The organism is Stenotrophomonas sp. AR029 (assembly GCF_047520695.2).
Taxonomy (GTDB): domain Bacteria; phylum Pseudomonadota; class Gammaproteobacteria; order Xanthomonadales; family Xanthomonadaceae; genus Stenotrophomonas; species Stenotrophomonas sepilia.
The window spans coordinates 47,335-67,989 of record NZ_JAXBQQ020000009.1; the positions used below are offsets into that span (position 1 = coordinate 47,335).

19 protein-coding genes are annotated in these 20,655 nt (G+C 67.4%); 12 read left to right on the forward strand and 7 right to left on the reverse strand.

Going from position 1 to position 20,655, the window contains the following annotated elements; genetic code table 11:
* The first annotated feature begins 113 nt into the window (after positions 1–113).
* The 4 genes from ACM0PB_RS19450 (at position 114) to ACM0PB_RS19465 (ending at position 5,597) form a co-directional block, all read left to right on the forward strand.
* Complete coding sequence (locus ACM0PB_RS19450) at positions 114–1,262, forward strand: efflux RND transporter periplasmic adaptor subunit (protein WP_065196766.1); 1,149 nt, start codon at positions 114–116, stop codon at positions 1,260–1,262.
* Positions 1,263–1,298: 36 nt separating this feature from the next.
* Positions 1,299–4,448, forward strand: coding sequence for a multidrug efflux RND transporter permease subunit (locus tag ACM0PB_RS19455; protein ID WP_235649555.1), 3,150 nt, complete (start codon positions 1,299–1,301; stop codon positions 4,446–4,448).
* A complete protein-coding gene (locus ACM0PB_RS19460; RefSeq protein WP_065184948.1) occupies positions 4,429–4,821 on the forward strand; it encodes a nuclear transport factor 2 family protein in 393 nt (130 codons plus the stop codon). The genes ACM0PB_RS19455 and ACM0PB_RS19460 overlap by 20 nt, the downstream gene beginning before the upstream one ends.
* 83 nt (positions 4,822–4,904) lie before the next feature.
* Entirely contained in the window at positions 4,905–5,597 is a 693-nt protein-coding gene (locus ACM0PB_RS19465) for a COG3650 family protein (RefSeq protein ID WP_164230313.1), read from the forward strand.
* Between the two features lie 162 nt (positions 5,598–5,759).
* On the opposite strand, the gene yeiP is transcribed toward ACM0PB_RS19465, so the two are convergent.
* From yeiP to ACM0PB_RS19490, 5 genes are all read right to left on the reverse strand, one after another.
* The gene (gene yeiP / locus ACM0PB_RS19470) at positions 5,760–6,326 is read right to left on the reverse strand and encodes an elongation factor P-like protein YeiP (protein ID WP_005409468.1); all 567 of its coding nucleotides are present in this window, start codon (positions 6,324–6,326) and stop codon (positions 5,760–5,762) included.
* 48 nt (positions 6,327–6,374) lie between these two features.
* Positions 6,375–7,145, reverse strand: coding sequence for an SDR family oxidoreductase (locus ACM0PB_RS19475; RefSeq protein WP_065196763.1), 771 nt, complete (start codon positions 7,143–7,145; stop codon positions 6,375–6,377).
* 100 nt (positions 7,146–7,245) lie between these two features.
* Entirely contained in the window at positions 7,246–8,142 is an 897-nt protein-coding gene (locus tag ACM0PB_RS19480) for a hydroxymethylglutaryl-CoA lyase (protein ID WP_065177609.1), read from the reverse strand.
* The gene (locus ACM0PB_RS19485; protein ID WP_005416368.1) at positions 8,139–8,540 is read right to left on the reverse strand and encodes a VOC family protein; all 402 of its coding nucleotides are present in this window, start codon (positions 8,538–8,540) and stop codon (positions 8,139–8,141) included. The genes ACM0PB_RS19480 and ACM0PB_RS19485 overlap by 4 nt, the downstream gene beginning before the upstream one ends.
* A gap of 2 nt (positions 8,541–8,542) precedes the next feature.
* Positions 8,543–9,331 carry an enoyl-CoA hydratase/isomerase family protein gene (locus tag ACM0PB_RS19490; protein WP_005416369.1) on the reverse strand — a complete coding sequence of 263 codons (789 nt, stop codon included), beginning with the start codon at positions 9,329–9,331 and terminating at the stop codon, positions 8,543–8,545.
* 119 nt (positions 9,332–9,450) lie between these two features.
* On the opposite strand from ACM0PB_RS19490, the gene ACM0PB_RS19495 reads away from it, so the two are divergent.
* The 3 genes from ACM0PB_RS19495 to ACM0PB_RS19505 are packed head-to-tail and all read left to right on the forward strand — an operon-like array spanning position 9,451 to position 11,812.
* Positions 9,451–9,705 (forward strand): FeoA family protein, encoded by a 255-nt coding sequence (locus ACM0PB_RS19495; protein ID WP_005416370.1) that lies wholly within the window; start codon positions 9,451–9,453, stop codon positions 9,703–9,705.
* The gene (gene feoB / locus ACM0PB_RS19500) at positions 9,702–11,567 is read left to right on the forward strand and encodes a ferrous iron transporter B (protein ID WP_164230309.1); all 1,866 of its coding nucleotides are present in this window, start codon (positions 9,702–9,704) and stop codon (positions 11,565–11,567) included. Before ACM0PB_RS19495 ends, feoB begins: the two co-directional genes overlap by 4 nt.
* Positions 11,567–11,812, forward strand: a complete 246-nt coding sequence (locus ACM0PB_RS19505; protein WP_065177612.1) for a DUF6587 family protein — start codon at positions 11,567–11,569, stop codon at positions 11,810–11,812. Before feoB ends, ACM0PB_RS19505 begins: the two co-directional genes overlap by 1 nt.
* Positions 11,813–11,879: 67 nt before the next feature.
* Here the strand turns inward: ACM0PB_RS19505 and ACM0PB_RS19510 are convergent, their stop codons facing one another.
* Entirely contained in the window at positions 11,880–12,341 is a 462-nt protein-coding gene (locus ACM0PB_RS19510) for a DUF4304 domain-containing protein (RefSeq protein WP_065177640.1), read from the reverse strand.
* Between the two features lie 143 nt (positions 12,342–12,484).
* Between ACM0PB_RS19510 and dapB the strand changes: the two genes are divergently transcribed.
* From dapB to ACM0PB_RS19535, 5 genes are all read left to right on the forward strand, one after another.
* A complete protein-coding gene (gene dapB / locus ACM0PB_RS19515) occupies positions 12,485–13,204 on the forward strand; it encodes a 4-hydroxy-tetrahydrodipicolinate reductase (RefSeq protein WP_081275721.1) in 720 nt (239 codons plus the stop codon).
* 335 nt (positions 13,205–13,539) lie between these two features.
* On the forward strand, positions 13,540–14,667 hold the full coding sequence (gene carA / locus ACM0PB_RS19520; protein ID WP_005416375.1) for a glutamine-hydrolyzing carbamoyl-phosphate synthase small subunit: 1,128 nt from the start codon (positions 13,540–13,542) through the stop codon (positions 14,665–14,667).
* Positions 14,668–14,815: 148 nt separating this feature from the next.
* Positions 14,816–18,058 carry a carbamoyl-phosphate synthase large subunit gene (carB, locus tag ACM0PB_RS19525; protein ID WP_414604794.1) on the forward strand — a complete coding sequence of 1,081 codons (3,243 nt, stop codon included), beginning with the start codon at positions 14,816–14,818 and terminating at the stop codon, positions 18,056–18,058.
* An 8-nt stretch (positions 18,059–18,066) separates the two neighbouring features.
* Complete coding sequence (gene greA / locus ACM0PB_RS19530; RefSeq protein ID WP_026347191.1) at positions 18,067–18,531, forward strand: transcription elongation factor GreA; 465 nt, start codon at positions 18,067–18,069, stop codon at positions 18,529–18,531.
* 4 nt (positions 18,532–18,535) lie between these two features.
* Complete coding sequence (locus ACM0PB_RS19535; RefSeq protein WP_414604793.1) at positions 18,536–19,453, forward strand: phosphoglycerate mutase; 918 nt, start codon at positions 18,536–18,538, stop codon at positions 19,451–19,453.
* 99 nt (positions 19,454–19,552) lie between these two features.
* Here ACM0PB_RS19535 and ACM0PB_RS19540 read toward each other — a convergent pair whose 3' ends face one another.
* The gene (locus ACM0PB_RS19540) at positions 19,553–20,593 is read right to left on the reverse strand and encodes a DUF1176 domain-containing protein (RefSeq protein WP_065184936.1); all 1,041 of its coding nucleotides are present in this window, start codon (positions 20,591–20,593) and stop codon (positions 19,553–19,555) included.
* Between the last annotated feature and the right edge of the window lie 62 nt (positions 20,594–20,655).

Here is a 20,655-nt window from a genome sequence, read left to right on the forward strand (position 1 = left end):
AAGGTGCTTGCCTCCATCGTATCTCCACAGTTCCTCCATCGAAACCCCATCATTGCCACGCACACTGCGCGCTTCAGAACCTATCCGCCGCCTGCGCGGCATTGTGCACAGCAATGAGAACCTTCAGGACTCCGGTCGCGTTGATCGCGGCCCTCGCCCTGGCCATGACGGCCTGCTCAACCCCCGAAGCCACTCCCGAAGCCGCACCGCGTGTCAGCGTGGTCACCGTCGGCCCGCAGGTGGTACAGCGCGATGACGAACTGCCCGGCCGCGTGGCTGCCGTGCGCACCGCACAGATCCGTGCCCAGGTGGGCGGCATCGTGCAGCGCCGCCTGTTCGACCAAGGCGCAGAAGTGAGCGCCGGCCAGGCCCTGTTCCAGATCGATCCGGCGGCGTTCCGTGCAGATGTTGATTCGGCACTGGCAGCCCTTCAGCGCAGCGAAGCGGCGCTGGGCCGCAGCCGCGTGCAGTCGCAGCGCCTGCATGCGCTGGCCGCCGCACAGGCGGTCAGCCAACAGCATCGCGACGATGCCAGTGCCGAGTACGAACAGGCCCGTGCCGCGGTGAACGAAGCGCGCGCGATCCTGGCCCGTCGCCAGCTTGACCTGCGCTATGCCACGGTCAGCGCGCCGATTGCCGGCCGCATCGACCAGGCGCTGGTGACCGAAGGCGCACTGGTGGGCGTGGCCGATGCCGAGCCGATGGCAGTGGTGCAGCAGATCGACCAGGTCTATGTCGATGTGCGCCAACCGGCGGCGCAGCTGGAGTCTCTGCAGCGCAGTGCCGCCGGTGGCGGCGAGCTGCCGGTGACGATCATCGGTGCCAGCGGCAAGCCACTGCCCGAACGCGGCCAACTGCTGTTCTCCGGCATCAATGTCGATGCGCGAACCGGTGATGTCATCCTGCGCATCCTGGTCGACAACCCGCAGCGACAGCTGCTGCCCGGCATGTACGTGCGCGCGAGGGTGCCACGTGGCGCGCCGGCCAGTGCATTGACCGTGCCACAGCAGGCGGTGCTGCGCAGCGCCGGTGGCCAGGCCTATGCCTGGGTGATCGGCGCCGACGGCAAGGCGGTGATCCGCACGCTGGAAGTGGACGGCAGTGTCGATCGCCAGTGGCTGGTGCGCACGGGCCTGAAGGCCGGCGAGAAGGTGGTGGTCGAGGGCCAGGAGCGCCTGCAGGAAGGCGTGGTGGTCGATGCGCGCGACTGGCAGATGCCGGTCGCCAGCGCCGGTGCAGTGCAGGCCGGCAGCAAGGGCTGAGCCTTTCCGGGGCCGGTCCCTCCAGGGAAATCCAACATGGCACGTTTCTTCATCGATCGCCCGGTGTTCGCCTGGGTGCTGGCGATCTTCATCATCCTGGCCGGCGTGCTGGCGATCCCGCGGCTGGCGGTGGAGCGCTATCCAGCAGTCGCCCCGCCCAGCGTCAGCATCTATGCCAGCTACCCGGGTGCCAGCCCGCAGACGCTGAATGATGCCGTGGTTGGCCTGATCGAGCGCGAGCTGTCCAGCGTCAAGCACCTGCTGTACTTCGAGTCGTCGGTGGACGCGTCCGGCGAAGCGTCGATCACTGCCACCTTCAAGCCCGGCACCAATCCGGAGCTGGCGCAGGTGGACGTGCAGAACCGCATCAAGGCGATCGAACCGCGGCTGCCGCGCAGCGTGCGCCAGAACGGGCTGTTCGTGGAGGCCGCTGATTCCGGCTTCCTGATGCTGGTCGGCCTGCGTTCGCCCGATGCCAGCGTCAGCGAGGCGGCGCTGGGCGATTTCATGGCGCGCAACATCATCGAAGAGCTGCGCCGTATCGATGGCGTCGGCCGCGTGCAGTTGTTCGGTGCCGAGCAGGCGATGCGCGTGTGGCTGGACCCGACCCGGTTGACCGGCTACGGCCTGACCATGGGCGATGTGGCAACCGCGATCGAGCAGCAGAACCTGGAGATTTCGCCAGGACGCATTGGTGATTCGCCGGGTGTTCCAGGCCAGCGCATCACCGTGCCGCTCAGTGCCGACGGCCAGTTGTCCACGCCGGAACAGTTCGCGGCGATCGTACTGCGTGCCGGCGCCGACGGTTCACGGGTGGTGCTGGGTGATGTCGCCCGCGTCGAGCTGGGCGCGCAGAGCTATGCCTGGGGCACCCGCGAGGACGGCCATCCAGCCACCGCCGCCGGCGTGCAGCTGCGCCCGGGCGCGAACGCGGTGCGTACCGCTGCGGCGGTGCGTGAGCGCATGGCTGAGCTGGCGCCGCTGCTGCCGCGCGGGGTGGAAGCGAGCATCCCGTTCGACACCGCGCCGTTCGTGGAGATATCGATCCAGAAGGTGGTGCAGACCCTGCTGGAGGCGATGCTGCTGGTGTTCGCGGTGATGTACCTGTTCCTGCAGAACTGGCGTTACACGCTGATCCCGGCGCTGGTCGCACCGATCGCGCTGCTGGGTACGTTCGCGGTGATGCTGGCGCTGGGCTTCTCGATCAACGTGCTGACCATGTTCGGCATGGTGCTGGCCATCGGCATCATCGTCGACGACGCGATCGTGGTGGTCGAGGGCGTGGAGCGGATCATGGCCGAGGAGGGCCTGCCGCCGCGCGAGGCCACCATCAAGGCGATGCGTGAACTGACCGGCGCAGTGATCGGCATTACCCTGGTGCTGACCGCGGTGTTCATCCCGATGGCGTTCGCCAGCGGTTCGGTGGGCGCGATCTACCGTCAGTTCACCGTGGCGATGGCGGTGTCGATCCTGTTCTCGGCGCTGCTGGCCCTGAGCCTGACGCCGGCGCTGTGCGCGACCCTGCTGCGCCAGGCCAACCACGGCCATCACGGTCGCGGCGGGCTGTTCGGCGCCTTCAACCAAGGCTTCGAGCGGATGACCGGGCGTTACCAGCGTGGTGTGGCGACGGTGCTGCAGCGGAGCGGGCGGGTGATGGGCGTGTTCGCCGCACTGGTGGCGGCGTTGCTGCTGGGCCTGCACTGGCTGCCGGGCGCATTCCTGCCGGAAGAAGACCAGGGCTATTTCATGACCTCGATCCAGCTGCCGGCCGAGGCGACGGCCGAGCGTACGCTGGCCGTGGTCGAAGCCTACGAACGGCACGTGGCCTCGCGTCCGGGCATCGGCTCCAACCAGTCGATCCTCGGCTACAGCTTTTCCGGTTCCGGCCCGAGTGCGGCGCTGACCTACACCATGCTGAAGGACTGGGGTGAGCGCGCAGGCGCAACCGCGGCCGGTGAGGTGGAGGCCGCGCAGCAGGCGATGGCCACGATTGCCGAGGGCGAGGTGATGAGCGTGATGCCGCCGGCCATCGACAGCCTGGGACGTTCGTCCGGCTTCTCGCTGGCGCTGCAGGCGCGCACCGGGCAGGGCCAGGCCGAACTGCGCGCGGCCCTGCAGCAGCTGCTGAAGCTGGCCGAAACCAGCCCGCTGCTGTCGGAGGTGCATGCCGATGGCCTGCCGGCCGGCACCAGCGTGCGGCTGGACATCGACCGGGCCAAGGCCGAGGCAATGGGCGTGGGCTTCGAGCAGATCAGCAGCACGCTGTCGGCAGCCATGGGCTCGCAGTACGTCAACGACTTCCCCAACAAGGGACGGCTGCAGCAGGTGATCCTGCAGGCCGATGCGCCGCACCGGATGGAGCTGGAAGACGTGCTGAAGCTGTACGTGCGCAACAGCGAGGGCGGCATGGTGGCGTTGTCCGAGCTGGTCACCCCGCACTGGACCGAAGCGCCGTTGCAGCTGCAACGCTATCTTGGTTTCCCCGCGCTGAACCTGTCCGGCGCCCCGGCCTCTGGCGTGTCCACCGGCCAAGCCATGGCGGAGATGGAGCGGTTGGCCGCAAAACTGCCGTCCGGCTTCGCCCTGCAGTGGACCAGCCAGTCGCTGCAGGAGCGTGAGTCGGGGGCGCAGGCGCCGTGGCTGCTGTTGTTGTCGATGCTGGTGGTGTTCCTGGTGCTTGCCGCGCTGTACGAGAGCTGGTCGATTCCGTTGGCGGTGCTGCTGGTGGTGCCACTGGGCCTGCTTGGCGCGGTCGCCGCGGTGCTGTTGCGCGGCATGCCCAACGACGTGTTCTTCAAGGTCGGCATGATCACCGTGATCGGGCTGTCGGCGAAGAACGCGATCCTCATCGTCGAATTCGCGCGCCAGCTGCAGCAGCAGGGGCGCGGTCTGGTTGAAGCAGCGCTGGAGGCGGCGCGGCTGCGCCTGCGCCCGATCGTGATGACCTCGCTGGCGTTCGCGCTGGGCGTTGTGCCGCTGATGCTGGCGCAGGGCGCGTCGAAGGAAACCCAGCAGGCGATTGGAACCGGTGTGTTCGGCGGCATGGTCAGTGCGACCGTGCTGGCGGTGTTCTTCGTGCCGGTCTTCTATGTAGTGGTGCAGGGCGCGCGGCAGTGGATCGCGCAGCGCCTGCGCAGGCGCCGGCCGATGCCGGGAGGAACCGTGGATGGAACGGAACATCGTTGAAGATCTGCATGAGCAGCAGTTGCTGGCGCTGGAACAGCGCCTGTGCGCAGCGCTGCTGGAGAACAATCACGATGCGTTGAACGCGCTGGTATCGCCGGCCCTGTTCCTGATGGACGGCCACGGTGGCCGCATGCTCGATCTGCCGTGGCTGGGTGATTGGTTGGCCGGAGACCTGCAGGTACGAAGCCTGCAGCTGCACGCGGTGGAAACGCTGCTGTGTGGCCGTCTGGCGTTGCTGTCCAGCGACGTGCGGATGTCGGTGTGGCGGCAGGGCTTGGAGCGCGAACTGAAGCTGCGCCTGTTGCGGGTCTGGACCTGCAGTTCCGGCGGCAGTGGCGCGCAGCTGCTGTCGATGGCGGTGCTGGCCGCATGAGTGCGGTCAGGCCGTTTTCAGGCCCCGCTCACCCCGAGGTGGTAGGGTCGAGCATTCCTGTAGTGTCGACAAGGAGTCGAGCCATGCGTGTAGTACCCAGTCTGTTGGCAGCCTCCCTGGGGTTGGTCCTGGCCGCGTGCCAGCCGGCCCAGGCACCCGCGGCGGGCAGCAATGACGCCCCGCCTGCCACGCCGCAGCCGAGCGCCAACACGGAAGGTGGCAGCGAGACCGCCTACCAGTGTGGTGATCTGAGTGTGGTCGCGACCTTCAATGGCGAGGATGCTGCCACGCTGGTGATCGGCGAGCGTGGCTTCGCCATGACCTCCGAGCGCGCGGCATCGGGCGCCAAATACAACGATGGCCTTGGCAACAGCTTCTGGACCAAGGGCAGCGATGATGGCCTGCTGAGCCTGAAGGGCGAGCCGGATCGCGAGTGCCATGCGGTGGAAGCCACCGAAGGCGATGGCAGCGCCGGCAATGCCGCGTTCCGTGCCACCGGCAATGAACCTGGATGGCTAGCAGTCGTCGATGGCGATATGCCGGGCCTGCAGGTGGAAGTTGACTACGGCGAGCGCCGCTTTGACGTGGCCAGGCCCACCCAGGGCGCTGATGGATGGAGCGGCAAGGCGTCCGACGGCACCGACGTCAAGCTCAGCTTCCAGCGCACCACCTGCCAGGATGACATGAGCGGCGAGGCATTCGAGGCCAAGGCGATGCTGACTGTCGGTACCCGCCAGTACCATGGCTGCGGCAACTTCGGTGCGAAACAGCCGTAAGTTTCCTGTAGAGCCGAGCCCACGCTCGGCTGCAGCACCTGTTCAACCCACCGCAGCCGAGCGCGGGCTCGGCTCTACACAACTGCTGTCAGCGATGCGCCGCTTGCTGCCTGCGGCGAACTTGCCGCAGGCAGCGATCGGCAGACGATCGGCGCAGGGTGCTTAGTCGGCACGGCCGGCGAATTCGCCGGTGGCGGTGTTCACCAGCACGCGCTCGCCGTTGACGATGTACTCCGGCACCATGATCTCGATGCCGGTGTTGAGCTTGGCCGGCTTCGGGCGCTTGGTGGCGGTGCCACCCTTCAGTTCCGGCGGCGTCTCGATCACTTCCAGCACCACGGAGGCCGGCAGCTGGATCGCCACCGGCTGCTCGTCGATCACCTGCACGTAGATGCCGGTCAGGCCGTCGGTGATGTAACCGGCGTCATCGCCGATCACGTCCGCATCCAGGGTGTACGGGGTGTAGTCCTCGTCATCCAGGAACACGAAGGCATCGCCGTCCTTGTACGAATAGGTGGACTGGCGGCGCAGCAGTTCGACCTCGACCAGGTTGTCGTCGGCATCGAAGCTGGCGTCGAGCTTGTTGCCGCCCGGCACGCTGTACATGATGAAGCGGAAGCGGACGTTGCCGCCGCGACCCTGCGGCGAGCTGCGCTCGATGTCGCGGATCTGGTACACGCCGTTGTTGTACTCGACGACGTTGCCCTTCTTGATGTCGTTGGCTTTCATGGTGATCTAGGTCGTTGGGGGAGGGCGCCGTCCCGGCGCCCGGGGGAATCACTTCGGAGCGAGGCGGGTAGCGCCGTCCAGGCGGATGGTCTCGCCGTTGAGGTAGGTGTTGCCAAGGATGAAGCCGACCAGGCTGGCGAAGTCTTCCGGCTTGCCCAGCCGCGACGGGAACGGGATCGAGGCGGCCAGCGACTGCTGCACGGCTTCGGGCATGCCGTCCACCATCGGCGTCCAGAACACGCCGGGAGCAATCGTATTGACGCGGATCCCGAAGCGCGACAGTTCGCGCGCCATCGGCAGCGTCATCGAGACCACGCCGCCCTTGCTGGCGGCATAGGCGGCCTGGCCGATCTGGCCTTCATAGGCGGCGATGCTGGCCGTGTTGATGATCACCCCGCGCTCGCCATCGATGCCGGCCTCGTTGTGCTGCATGCGGTTGGCCGCGGCCTTGGCGACATTGAAGCTGCCGACCAGATTGACCATCACCGTGCCTTGGAAGCCGGCCAGCGGCATCGGGCCGTCCTTGCCCAGCACGCGGCCGGCGCCGAGGATGCCGGCGCAGTTCATTGCCACGTTCAGGCCGCCGAGGAAATCGTGGGCCTGGTCGATGGCCGCAGCCACGGCGGCCTCATCGCTGACGTTGACGTTGAAATAGCGGGCGTTGTCGGCACCCAGCCCGGCAACGGCGGTCGCACCCTTGTCGTCGTTGAGATCGAACAGGGCCACCTTGCCGCCCTGGGCGACGAGGTGCTGGGCCACGGCCAGGCCGAGGCCGGAGACGCCGCCAGTGATCACGGCACGTACGGAAGACAGCTGCATTGAACGGTCCTGCAGGTTCGAGAACCGCCGATTCTAACGGAAGCTGCGACCGTCGCTGTTGTGCACTGCGCCGCCGCAGCAGTGCGGCGCAGTGCGGCGGTCAACCTGCGGCGGCCAGCGCCTGCCCGGTGCGGCTGGCGGTAGCGCGACCGAGCAGGCCGGCCAGCCAGCGGCCGGTCTCGGCCAGTGCCGGCAGGTCCACGCCGCTGTCCAGGCCCAGGCCCTGCAGCAGGTAGACCACGTCCTCGCTGGCGACGTTGCCGCTGGCGCCCTTGGCATACGGGCAGCCACCGGCGCCGGAGACGGCACTGTCGACCACGCGCACGCCTTCTTCCAGGCAGGTGGCGATGTTGGCGATGGCCTGGCCGTAGGTGTCGTGGAAGTGCACGGCCAGTGCCGTCATCGGAATCTCGGCCGCCACTGCCTGCAGCATCGCCCGTGCCTTGCGCGGGGTGCCGACGCCGATGGTGTCGCCCAGCGAGATTTCGTAACAGCCCATCTGGTGCAGCGCGCGCGCCACGCGCACCACGTCGGCCAGCGGCACCTCGCCCTGGTAGGGGCAGCCGAGCACGGTGGAGACGTAGCCGCGCACGCGCACGCCATCGGCGGCGGCGCGGCGCAGGATGGGCTCGAACCGGGCGAGCGACTCGTCAATGCCGGCATTGGTATTGGTGCGGTTGAAGGCCTCGGACGCGGCAGTGAACACCGCCACTTCCTCCACGCCCACCGCGCGGGCGCGGTCGTAGCCCTGTTCGTTCGGCACCAGCACCGGGTAGTGCACGCCCGGCCTGCGCTGGATGCCGGCATAGACCTCGGCGGCGTCGGCCAGTTGCGGGATCCACTTCGGGCTGACGAAGCTGGTCGCCTCGATGCTGCGCAGGCCGGTGGCCGACAGGCGGTTGATCAGTTCGATCTTGTCGGCGGTGGACACCGACTGCTTTTCGTTCTGCAGCCCATCACGCGGGCCGACCTCGACGATGCGGACGTAATCGCTCATGCGGCTGCCCCATCGGACGGACGGTGGCAGACCGCTTCGATGTTGTTGCCGTCCGGGTCGAGCACGAAGGCGGCGTAGTAATCCGGGTGGTACCACGGGCGCAGGCCCGGGGCGCCGTTGTCGCGGCCGCCGGCGGCGAGCGCGGCGGCATGGAAGGCATCCACCTGCGCACGGCTGGCGCAGGCGAAGGCCACGTGCACGCCGTGACTGGTGGTGCCGCCATTGCCGAGCCAGAAGAACGGCTTGCCGTCGCTGCCGAAGCCGATGTGGTCGTGGTCACCGGTTTCTTCGGCGCTCACTTCCATCACGACGCCGATCTGCAGCGGCGCCAGTGCCTGCAGGAAGAAGGTCCTGCTGCGCGCCAGGTCGGCGCTGGTCAAACCAAGATGATCGAGCATGTTCAGGCTTCCGTGACCCAGTGGGGGGCGCGCTTGTCGAGGAAGGCGCCCAGGCCCTCCTGGCCCTCGGCGGACACCCGCAGGCGCGCGATCAGGGCGGCATTATCCCGATCCAGCGCGTCGCGGTCATGGCTGTCGCGGACCTGCCGCACCAGCTGCTTGGCGGTGGACGAGGCGATCGGGCCGGCCTTGTCGAGCAGGGCCAGCTGGCGTTCCAGGGCTTCGTCCAGGCGTTCGGGCTCGACCAGCTGGTGGACCAGGCCGATGCGCAGCGCGGTGTCGGCATCGAAGTGCTCGCCGGTGGCGAACCAGCGCCGCGCCTGGCGCGGGCCGATGGCCTCGATCACGTAGGGCGAGATCACCGCCGGCAGCAGGCCGAGGCGGCTTTCGGTCAGGCCGAAGCGGGCCGAGGTGCTGGCGATGGCGATGTCGCAGCAGGCGACCAGGCCGACGCCGCCCCCGAAGGCGGCGCCATGGACCCGGGCCAGGGTCGGCTTGGGCAGCTCGTCCAGGGTGCGCATCAGCCGCGCCAGGGCCAGCGAGTCCTCGCGGTTGTCGGCCTCGCTGGCGGCGGCCATGCCGCGCATCCACTGCATGTCGGCACCGGCCGAGAAGGAAGCGCCGTGACCGGCGACCACCACGGCCCGGACCGAATCATCGCCGCCGGCGGCTTCCAGTGCGGCAGTCAGCCGGGCGATCAGGCTGGCGTCAAAGGCGTTGTGCAGCTCCGGCCGGTTCAGCCAGAGGGTGAGGACAGCGCCACGGCGCTCGATCTGCAAAGCATCGTTCATGGGATTCCAGGGTCACTCCATACCTGTATGGATCATAGCGGGCCATTGGTCATGGGCCATGACGCGACGCGGGAATGTTAGAATCGAGAACCATTTACATCCAGCAGAGAACACGCTAGATGACGCTGTCCGAACTGCCGCTGCACACCTCGGCCGTGGTCGAGTCCGTGCAGGACCTGCATGCCAACGATGCCATTGCCCGTCGCCTGCGCGAGCTGGGTTTCGTGAATGGCGAGGAAGTACGCTTGGTGGCCAAGGGCCCGGTGGGGGGCGAGCCGCTGCTGGTGCAGGTCGGGTTCACCCGGTTCGCGCTGCGGATCAGTGAAGCCAAGCGCGTCGTGGTCGACGCTGCCAGCCAGGAACGACGTGCATGACCGCCACTGTCTCCGCCTCACCGCTGCGCATCGCGCTGGTCGGGAACCCCAACAGCGGCAAGACCGCGCTGTTCAACCAGCTGACCGGCAGCCGGCAGAAGGTCGCCAACTACACCGGCGTCACCGTAGAGCGCAAGGAAGGTCGCCTGCGCGCGCCGTCCGGCCGCGAATTCGCCGTGCTCGACCTGCCGGGTGCCTACAGCCTGCATCCGGCCAGCCTGGATGAGGCGATCACCCGTGACCTGTGCCGGGGCTTCTACCCGGGCGAAGCTGCGCCGGACGTGCTGCTGTGCGTGATCGACGCCACCAACCTGCGCCTGCACCTGCGCTTCGCGCTGGAGCTGCGTGAGCTGGGCAAGCCGATGGTGGTCGCCCTGAACATGGTCGATGCGGCCCAGCGCCGTGGCATCCAGGTGGACGTGGCCGCGCTGGAGCGCGAGCTGGGCGTACCGGTGGTGGAGACCGTAGCGGTGCGCAAGCAGGGTGCCAAGGCCCTGGTCGAACGCCTTGATGCGATGGTGCCGCATCTGGATGCACCGGTGCCGGCCCCGGAAGGTGGCATCGACTACCACGCCAAGGTGCGCGAGATCCTGTCGGTCGCCGTGCGGATGCCGGCGCGGACCGCGAAGATCGACGACGCGCTGGACCGCTGGCTGCTGCACCCGGTGTTCGGGCTGATCAGCCTTGCAGTGGTGATGTTCCTGATCTTCCAGGCGGTGTACGCCTGGGCGACGCCGTTGATGGATGGCATCGAGGCTGGCTTCGCCTGGCTCGGTGCTCTCGTTGGCAGCGTGTTGCCAGAGGGTCCGCTGGCCAGCCTGCTGACCGATGGCATCATCGCCGGCGTCGGTGGCGTGGTGGTGTTCCTGCCCCAGATCCTGATCCTGTTCTTCTTCATCCTGGTGTTGGAGGAATCCGGCTACCTGCCACGTGCGGCGTTCCTGCTCGACCGCATGATGGCCGCCGCCGGCCTGTCCGGCCGCTCGTTCATCCCGCTGCTGTCCAGCTTCGCCTGCGCGGTGCCGGGCATCATGTCCACGCGCAGCATCCAGGACCCGCGTGACCGCCTGGCCACCATCCTGGTCGCACCGCTGATGACCTGCTCGGCGCGCCTGCCGGTGTACGCCCTGCTGATCGGTGCGTTCATTCCGCAGAAGACGGTGTGGGGGGTGTTCAACCAGCAGGGCCTGGTCCTGTTCGGCCTGTACGCCGCCGGCATCCTCAGTGCGCTGGCGATGTCCTGGATCATGAAGAAGTGGCGCCGCGACAAGAGCGAGCATCCGCTGATGCTGGAGCTGCCGTCGTACCGCCTGCCACATGTGCGTGACCTGGCGGTCGGCCTGTACGAGCGCGGCATGATCTTCCTAAAGCGCGTCGGCGGCATCATCCTGGCGCTGACCATCCTGCTGTGGGTGTTGCTGTCGTTCCCGGCGGCCCCGGCCGATGCCACGATGCCGGCCATCGACTACAGCTACGCCGGCCGGATCGGCCATGCGATGGCGGTGTTCTTCGCACCGCTGGGCTTCAACTGGCAGATCTGCATCGCGCTGATTCCGGGCCTGGCCGCGCGTGAGGTGGCGGTGTCTTCGCTGGCCACCGTGTATGCGCTGTCGGCCGCCGATGACGATGCCGCCAGCCAGGCGCTGACCCCGCTGATCAGCGATGGCTGGTCGCTGGCGACCGCGCTGTCGCTGCTGGTCTGGTACATCTACGCCCCGATGTGCATCTCGACGCTGGCCACCATCAAGCGTGAGACCAATTCGTGGAAGCAGATGGGCTTTGCCGCGTTCTACCTGTTTGCCGCGGCTTACGTGGCCGCGCTGATCACCTACCAGGTGACCAAGGCGCTGGGAGGCGGCTGATGGATACCGGGCTGCTGATCCAGTACCTGATCATCGCGGTGGCCGTGCTGGTCAGTGCCTGGGTGGTGCTGAAGAAGCAGTTCCCGGGCACCGTGCGCACGCTGCGCGGGGCCTTGGCGCTGGCCCTGCTGAAGCCGGGTCGCGCGGCCTGGCTGCAGGCGCTGGGGCGGAAGATCGCGCCGCCGGCCAGTGGGGGTGGCGGTGCCTGTGGGGGGTGCGACAGCTGCGGGCCGACCAAGAAGTAGCGTCCAGCCATGCTCGACCGCGGCTGTCCGGAGGTCGCGAACTTTCGACCCGCACGCTTTCCAGGGTTCAGACCTCTCTGCGGATGATCGCGCGGAAGTTCCCGCCCTGATTCAATCGCCGCACCGATTCGCGGTTTCCATGGGCTGCTGCGAAACCCGCCACGTCGGCCAGGGCATCGAGCAGCAGGGCCTTCAGCGCGTCGCGGTTGCCGGCCTCCAGCAGGTCATCAAGATCCTGCTGGATGAAGGTCCGGCGCAGGCCCGGCGTTTCTTCGATCCGCCAGTCGACATGGGGCGTGGGAATGCTGGAGCGGTACCGGAAAGCCGTTTCAAGATCGTCAGGCGCGAGGGGATACGCGAGCAGCTCTGGAAAGTAGAGTCCAGCATTCACATAGAAGCCCCGGCTTTCGCTGGCGCGCTGGTGATTAACGACAAGCAGGGCGGCATCCAGCAAGCGGTAGCGCGTGGTCGACGTCCCGGCATAACCGGTCTTCCTGGCGCATTTGCTGAAGACGGTCGAGGATTTCATGGGTTTTGCCCGGGCTGAGGGAAGGGCCACAGACTTGAAGGGGAGCGTTGCCGCGTCCAGTGGCAAACCCGTCACCGCAGGGGCATGCAGCATCGCAGCGATGGCGCTTGCCGGAGCGGGCGTGCTGCCGCTAGCCTGCAGGCATGAACCAGACTCCTCTGCGATTGCTCATTCACGGTGCCTCCGGGCGCATGGGCCAGGCCCTGCTGCGGCTGGCCGCCGAACATCCCGAAACCCTGCGGATCGTGGCTGCAGTGACCGGCCGTGCGCCGGCGCAGCGCGTGGTCGATGGCGTGCCGTTCTTCGGCGCCAGTGAGCTGCCCGGTGCGCCGGTGTTCGATGTGGCGATCGACTTCAGCCTGCCGGAGGGTTTCGACCCGATGCTGGCGCTGTGCGTGGAGCGGGGTGCCGGGCTGGTGTCGGGTACCACCGGTATCTCCAGCACACAGCGCCAGGCGCTGGACGCCGCGGCGGCGAAGATCCCGCTGGTATGGGCCTCGAACTTCAGCCTGGGCGTGGCGGTACTGGACGAACTGGTGGAGCGCGCGGCGCAGGCGCTGGCCGGCTGGGACTGCGACATCGTCGAATCGCACCACACCCAGAAGAAGGACGCGCCATCGGGCACTGCATTGACCCTGGGCGCGGCCGCGCAGCGGGGCGGGGCGGAGCCGCACTACGCCAGCCTGCGCGCCGGCGACATCGTAGGCGAGCATCTGGTGCAGTTCACCGGGCTGGGCGAGCGCATCGAGCTGGTACACCGGGCCACCAATCGCGACATCTTCGCCCGCGGCGCCCTGTTTGCCGCCCGCCAGCTGCAGGGCCGGGCCCCGGGCAGCTACCGCGTGCGGGACCTGCTGCAGTAAGGCGGGCTGATTCCTGGGGCTGGATCCCTTTCCAGCGGAGAGGGCTCTGACCCCATCCGAGGGCGCCTGGGGTCAGAGCCTTTCCCATTCGGGAATGGATCCGACCCCGCCTCCGGCCCGCATACGCCGCCGGATTGAAATGAATGCGCAATCGCCTGTTCACAATGCGCGATAACCGCTGGCGTGAGCGCCCCGGCAGCGCTACAATTCGCACTCGCCGAATCACGAAAGCCGGACCGGTCCCAGACCGTACGTCCGCGCTTTTTTGCAACCGGATTTCCGTGAAGCGCAGGCGTGACTTCGGCAGCCCCCTCGGTAGCCAAAGTGAGATTCCCGTGACCCAAGCCGCAATCCTCGTCCTCGAAGACGGCACCGTATTCGAGGGCGAATCCGTAGGCGCGCCCGGCCTGTCCGTCGGTGAAGTGGTGTTCAACACCGCCATGACCGGCTATCAGGAAGTGTTGACCGACCCGTCCTACGCCCGGCAGATGGTCACGCTGACCTATCCGCATATCGGCAACACCGGCATGACCGACCAGGACGACGAAGCGTCCAAGGTGTGGTCGGCCGGCCTGATCGTGCGCGACGTTCCGCGCCGCCCCAGCAACTGGCGCAGCCAGGTGTCGCTGCAGGACTGGCTGATCCAGCGTGGCGTGGTCGCCATCGCCGGCATCGACACCCGCAAGCTGACCCGCATCCTGCGCGAGAAGGGTGCGCAGAACGGTGCGCTGATGGCCGGCGACATCGACGTGGAAAAGGCACTGGAAGCCGCCCGCAAGTTCCCGGGGCTGAAGGGCATGGATCTGGCCAAGGTCGTCACTACCGAGAAGACCTACACCTGGACCGAGGGCCAGCTGGACCTGGATGCCAACGCCTTCGTCAGCGTGCCGGCCAAGTACAAGGTCGTGGCCTACGACTTCGGCGTGAAGACCAACATCCTGCGCATGCTGGCCGAGCGCGGCTGCGAAGTGACCGTGGTGCCGGCGCAGACCCCGGCCGCCGAGGTGCTGGCACTGAAGCCGGACGGCGTGTTCCTGTCCAACGGCCCGGGTGACCCGGAACCCTGCGACTACGCCATCGAAGCGATCAAGACCTTCATCGATGTGAAGATCCCGACCTTCGGCATCTGCCTGGGCCACCAGCTGCTCGGCCTGGCCTCGGGCGCGCAGACCATGAAGATGGGCCACGGCCACCACGGTGCCAACCATCCGGTGCAGGACCTGGACAGCGGCCGGGTGATGATCACCTCGCAGAACCACGGTTTCGCGATCGATGAAGCAACCCTGCCGCCGACCCTGCGCGTGACCCACCGTTCGCTGTTCGACGGCACCAACCAGGGCGTGGCCCGCACCGACGTGCCGGCGTTCTCGTTCCAGGGCCATCCGGAAGCGTCGCCGGGCCCGCACGACGTCGGCCCGCTGTTCGACCGCTTCGTGGTGCTGATGGAGCAGGCCAAGGCGTGATCAGTACGCCGCCGGCCTGCCGGTGGCGTCGCGATGGACCGTAAACCCCGCATCGCTGCTGCCCCCGGCGCGGCGCTGCGGATCAAGATTCCTGATCGACAGCGTGCGATCACCCCCCTTGTCACGCTGTACTGACTTAGAGAAGAAAATGCCCAAGCGCACTGACCTCAAGACCATCCTCATCATCGGTGCTGGCCCGATCGTCATCGGCCAGGCCTGCGAGTTCGACTACTCCGGTGCCCAGGCCTGCAAGGCCCTGCGTGACGAGGGTTACCGCGTGGTGCTGGTCAACAGCAACCCGGCCACGATCATGACCGACCCGGAGATGGCCGACGCCGTCTACATCGAGCCGATCAACTGGCAGACGGTCGAGAAGATCATCGCCAAGGAAAAGCCCGATGCGCTGCTGCCGACCATGGGTGGCCAGACCGCGCTGAACTGCGCGCTGGACCTGGCCGACCACGGCGTGCTGGAGAAGTACAACGTCGAACTGATCGGCGCCAAGCGCGAAGCGATCCGCATGGCCGAAGACCGCGAGCTGTTCCGCGTGGCCATGGGTGAGATCGGCCTGGAGTGCCCGACTGCCGCCGTCGCCCACACCCTGGACGAAGCGCTGGAAATCCAGACCCGCGTCGGCTATCCGACCATCATCCGCCCCAGCTTCACCCTGGGCGGCAGCGGTGGCGGCATTGCCTACAACCGCGAAGAGCTGGTCGAGATCGTCAGCCGCGGCCTGGAACTGTCGCCGACCACCGAAGTGCTGGTGGAAGAGTCGGTGCTGGGCTGGAAGGAATTCGAGATGGAAGTGGTCCGCGACACTGCGGACAACTGCATCATCGTCTGCTCGATCGAAAACCTGGACCCGATGGGCGTGCACACCGGTGACTCGATCACCGTGGCCCCGGCCCAGACCCTGACCGACAAGGAATACCAGCGCCTGCGCGATGCCTCCATCGCCGTGCTGCGCAAGATTGGCGTCGATACCGGTGGCTCGAACGTGCAGTTCGGCATCAACCCGAAGACCGGCCGCGTGGTCGTCATCGAGATGAACCCGCGCGTGTCGCGTTCCTCGGCGCTGGCTTCCAAGGCCACCGGCTTCCCGATCGCCAAGGTCGCCGCCAAGCTGGCCGTGGGCTACACCCTGGACGAACTGAAGAACGAAATCACCGGCGGCCTGACCCCGGCCTCGTTCGAGCCGTCCATCGACTACGTCGTCACCAAGATCCCGCGCTTCGCCTTCGAGAAGTTCCCGGCCGCCGATGCCCGCCTGACCACCCAGATGAAGTCGGTGGGCGAGGTGATGGCGATGGGCCGCACCTTCCAGGAGTCGGTGCAGAAGGCCCTGCGTGGCCTGGAAACCGGCAAGGTCGGCTTCGACCCGACCGGCCTGGACCTGGGCAACGAAGACGACCTGCAGACCCTGCGTCGCGAGCTGAAGGCGCCGGGCCCGGAGCGCCTGTTCTATGTGGCCGATGCGTTCCGCGCCGGCATGAGCGTGGAAGAGATCTACGCACTGTCGTTCATCGATCACTGGTTCCTGGACCAGATCGAGGAAATCATCGCGGCCGAAGCCGAAGTCGCTGCCGGCGGCATCGATGCGCTGGATGCCGCACGCCTGCGCAAGCTGAAGCGCGCCGGCTTCTCCGACGCGCGCCTGGCGCAGCTGACCGGCACCAACGAAGCCGCCATCCGCGCGCTGCGTCGTGCGCACAAGGTGCGCCCGGTCTACAAGCGCGTGGACTCCTGTGCCGGTGAATTCTCCACCGGTACCGCCTACCTGTACTCGACCTACGAGGACGAGTGCGAGGCCGCGCCGAGCAACCGCGACAAGATCATGATCCTGGGCGGTGGCCCGAACCGCATCGGCCAGGGCATCGAGTTCGACTACTGCTGCGTGCACGCGGCACTGGCGCTGCGCGAGGATGGCTATGAAACCATCATGGTCAACTGCAACCCGGAAACCGTGTCGACCGACTACGACACCTCCGACCGCCTGTACTTCGAGCCGCTGACCCTGGAAGACGTGCTGGAAATCGTCGAACTGGAACAGCCGAAGGGCGTGATCGTGCAGTACGGCGGCCAGACCCCGCTGAAGCTGGCGCGCGCGCTGGAAGCCAACGGCGTGCCGGTGATCGGCACCAGCCCGGACTCGATCGACCTGGCCGAAGACCGCGAGCGCTTCCAGCAGCTGGTGGACACGCTGGGCCTGAAGCAGCCGCCGAACCGCATCGCCCGCAATGATCAGGAAGCCCTGCTGCTGGCCCGCGAGATCGGCTACCCGCTGGTGGTGCGCCCGAGCTACGTGCTGGGCGGCCGTGCCATGGAAATCGTCTACGGCGAAACCGACCTGGCCCGTTACGTGCGCGACGCTGTGAAGGTGTCCAACGATTCGCCGGTGCTGCTGGACCGCTTCCTCGACAATGCTGTCGAGTGCGACGTCGACATCATCGCCGACAAGGATGGCACCGTCCTGATCGGTGGCGTGATGGAGCACATCGAAGAAGCTGGCGTGCACTCGGGCGATTCCTCGTGCTCGCTGCCGCCGTACTCGCTGTCGGCTGAAACCCAGGCCGAACTGCGCCGCCAGGTGGTGGAACTGGCCAAGGCCCTGAACGTGGTCGGCCTGATGAACACCCAGTTCGCGATCCAGACCAGCGATGAAGGTGCCGACACCATCTACCTGCTGGAAGTGAACCCGCGTGCCTCGCGCACCGTGCCGTTCGTGTCCAAGGCCACCGGCATGCCCCTGGCCAAGATCGCCGCCCGCTGCATGGCTGGCAAGACGCTGGCCGAGCAGGGCGCGACCAAGGAAATCGTGCCGGACTACTACTCGGTGAAGGAAGCGATCTTCCCGTTCGCCAAGTTCCAGGGCGTCGACCCGATCCTCGGGCCGGAGATGCGCTCCACCGGTGAGGTGATGGGCGTGGGCCGCAGCTTCAACGCCGCCTTCGCGCGTGCGCAGGAAGCCGGCGGCATCAAGGCACCGCCGGTCGGCAAGGCCTTCGTCTCGGTCCGCGATCCGGACAAGAAGCGCGTGCTGCCGGTGGCCAAGGCGCTGCTGGCGCGTGGCTACAGCCTGGTCGCCACCCGTGGCACCGCCGCGTGGCTGCAGCAGCACGGCATGGACTGCGAGATCATCAACAAGGTGGTCGAAGGCCGTCCGCACATCGTCGACTCGATCAAGAACGGCGAGATCGTCTACATCGTCAACACGACCGAAGGTCGTTCGGCGATCAACGACTCGTTCTCGATCCGCCGCGAGGCGCTGCAGCATCGCGTCACCTACTCGACCACCATTGCCGGCGCCAAGGCGCTGGTGGATTCACTGGAATTCCGCGGCACCGGCCCCGTCTGGTCGCTGCAGGAACTGCACAAGGAGTTGAATGCATGAGAGCCCCCATCACCATGAAGGGCGCGCAGAAGCTGCGCGACGAACTGGATCACCTGAAGTCGGTCAAGCGCCCGAAGGTCATCGCCGCCATTGCCGAAGCGCGTGAGCACGGTGACCTGAAGGAGAATGCCGAGTACCACGCCGCGCGCGAGGAACAGGGCTTCATCGAAGGCCGCATCAAGCAGCTGGAGGGCGAGCTGTCGCACGCCGAGATCATCGACGTGAGCAAGCTCAATGCCGGCTCCAAGGTGGTGTTCGGCGCCAGCGTGACGCTGGCCGACGTGGAAACCGACGAAGAGAAGAAGTACCAGATCGTCGGTGACCTGGAAGCGGACATCAAGCTGGGCCTGATCGCGATTTCCTCGCCGGTGGCGCGGGCGATGATCGGCAAGCTGGAAGGCGATTCGATCGTGATCGACGCCCCGGCCGGCCAGCGCGAGTACGAGATCGTCAGCGTCAGCTACGTGGACTGACCGCGTGGCGACGGCGACCCTGCTGTTGCCTGCACGCAGCCGCTTTGCCGCGGCTGCGCTGCCGGACGATGTGGCACGCGCGCTCGGCCGTGCCACGACGGCGCAGGTCGTGCCGGGCGAGCGCGCGCAGCTGACACGCCATTTCTCGGTTGCCGCGCCGCACTGGCCGGTGGCCGCGTTGACCCGCCAGCGCGACGTCGGCGATGCCGCCGGCGCCAGCTGGCTGCGTGCCGATCCGGCCTGCATGGTGCCGGACATGCACGGCGCGCGGATGATGGCCTACGGCGAAACACTGCGGCCGACGCTGGCCGACAGCCTCGCGTTGCTGCCGGTGCTGCAGCCATTGTTCGCCGATGCCGGCTTCGTGCTCGACGCACCCGATCCCTCGCGCTGGTACCTGCGGCTGCCGATCGACAGCGAGCTGCCGGACTTCGACAGCCCCGACGAGGTCCTCGGCGATGACCTGTTCTCGCATCTGCCCGAAGGCGAGGGCGGTCGTCGCTGGCGGGCGCTGATGACCGAGGCGCAGGTGCTGCTGCACAACCATTCCTGGAACCAGCAGCGTGCCGCACAGGGACAACAGCCGATCAATTCGCTGTGGTTCTGGGGCGGTGGCGTGATGCCGGTGTCGGTCAGCACGCCGCACGCGCAGGTGCGCAGCCGGGACGCGCTGCTGCAGGGCCTGGCCCTGGCGGCTGGTGTGGCCGTGGATGGCGAGCAGGCGGTGGATGCGCTGGTCGACCTGCGCCAGCTGCGCTCTTTGCAGCAGCTCGGCAATGATGCGATCCGGCCGCTGCTGGCCGCGCTCAAGCGTGGCGAACTGCAGCGGCTGGTACTGGACTTCGAGGACGGCCTGCAGTTCCAGCTGGACCGTGGCCAGCGCTGGCAGTTCTGGAAGAAGCCGCGCCAGCTGCACGACTGACCGGGGTCGGATCCGTTTTCCATCGGAAAACGGCTCTGACCCCCCAGGGTTTGTCGGGGTTGCCGGCCAGCGGTCGGCACTACCGCAGGTAGCGGCGCCTCAACGGACCTCGCTGACCACCGTCGGCAGCGTCCAGTGCCCACCCGCAACGCCCCGGCACTGCCCGGTGGTGAACTCGCTGCTCTTCACGAATCGCGCGCCATCCCAAGCCCAGTCGTGGCCGGAGAAGCAGTCACCGACGCCGCGCCCACGGAAGCGACCGCTCAACGTAGCGTCGTCGCGATCGAAGTCTTCTGCATCGGAGGTGACGAAGCGTGCTTCGTACGGCGGCTTGTCCTGCACTACCCAGTAGCCGCTGCTGAAGTTGTAGGCACCCACGAAGCAGCTGGTGCCTGCCAGCACATGTTGGGCGTCCAGTCGCTGGATCTCGATTTCATCTGTCCCGCCATCGCTCAGGCGGCCGCACTCATCCGGCTTGGGCAGGCTGGCGATCAGTGCCTTGCGCAGGCCCGGTGCTTTCGCCAGTGCCGCGTCCGAGGCGCGCGGTGCCACCAGCGTGCCGCGCACGATCACTGGCACCGGCAACGCCGCAGGCACGCTTGCTTCGGGCTTGTCGCCACGCCGCACCAGCGCACCGGGGGTGCCCAGCCGGCCCTGTGCCTCGTCCATCTTCAGCAGTACGGCCGCTGCACCGCGGTCGGAGATCGGCCAGGCCTTGCCCTTGCCGTCGATGATCTCGATGCGTGCCTGGCGCGGCAGTGCGGCGACCAGTGCATCGGTCTGTGCCTGCTGCAACAACACTTTGTCCCCGTCGCCGGTGTCGCGCACCGGGCCCAGGTCCTTGCCGTTCAGGCGCAGGCGCAGTGCCCCGGTCGGCGTCGGGCTTTCGCCATCCTCGCCATTGCGCAGCCGCGCGATCACCTTCGCACCCGGGCCGCCGGCGCGCTCAAGCATCAGGCTGAGCAGGTTGCCGGGTTCTTCCGGACTGTAGCCGGCGGCGCGGCAGGTGCGGGTGTTGTCACAGGCCAGCGACCAGTCGTTGTGTTCGAATTCGACCCCGGGCCTGGGCTCAGGCGTCGCGGAGTGGGCGGCCGGGGCCACGGTGAGTGCCATCAGCGCGGTCAGCAGGGTGCGGGTCATGGATGGAAGTCCGTTCCAGGGCAGGCAAGCATGGAAGATGCGGTCGTGAAATCCAAATGCTG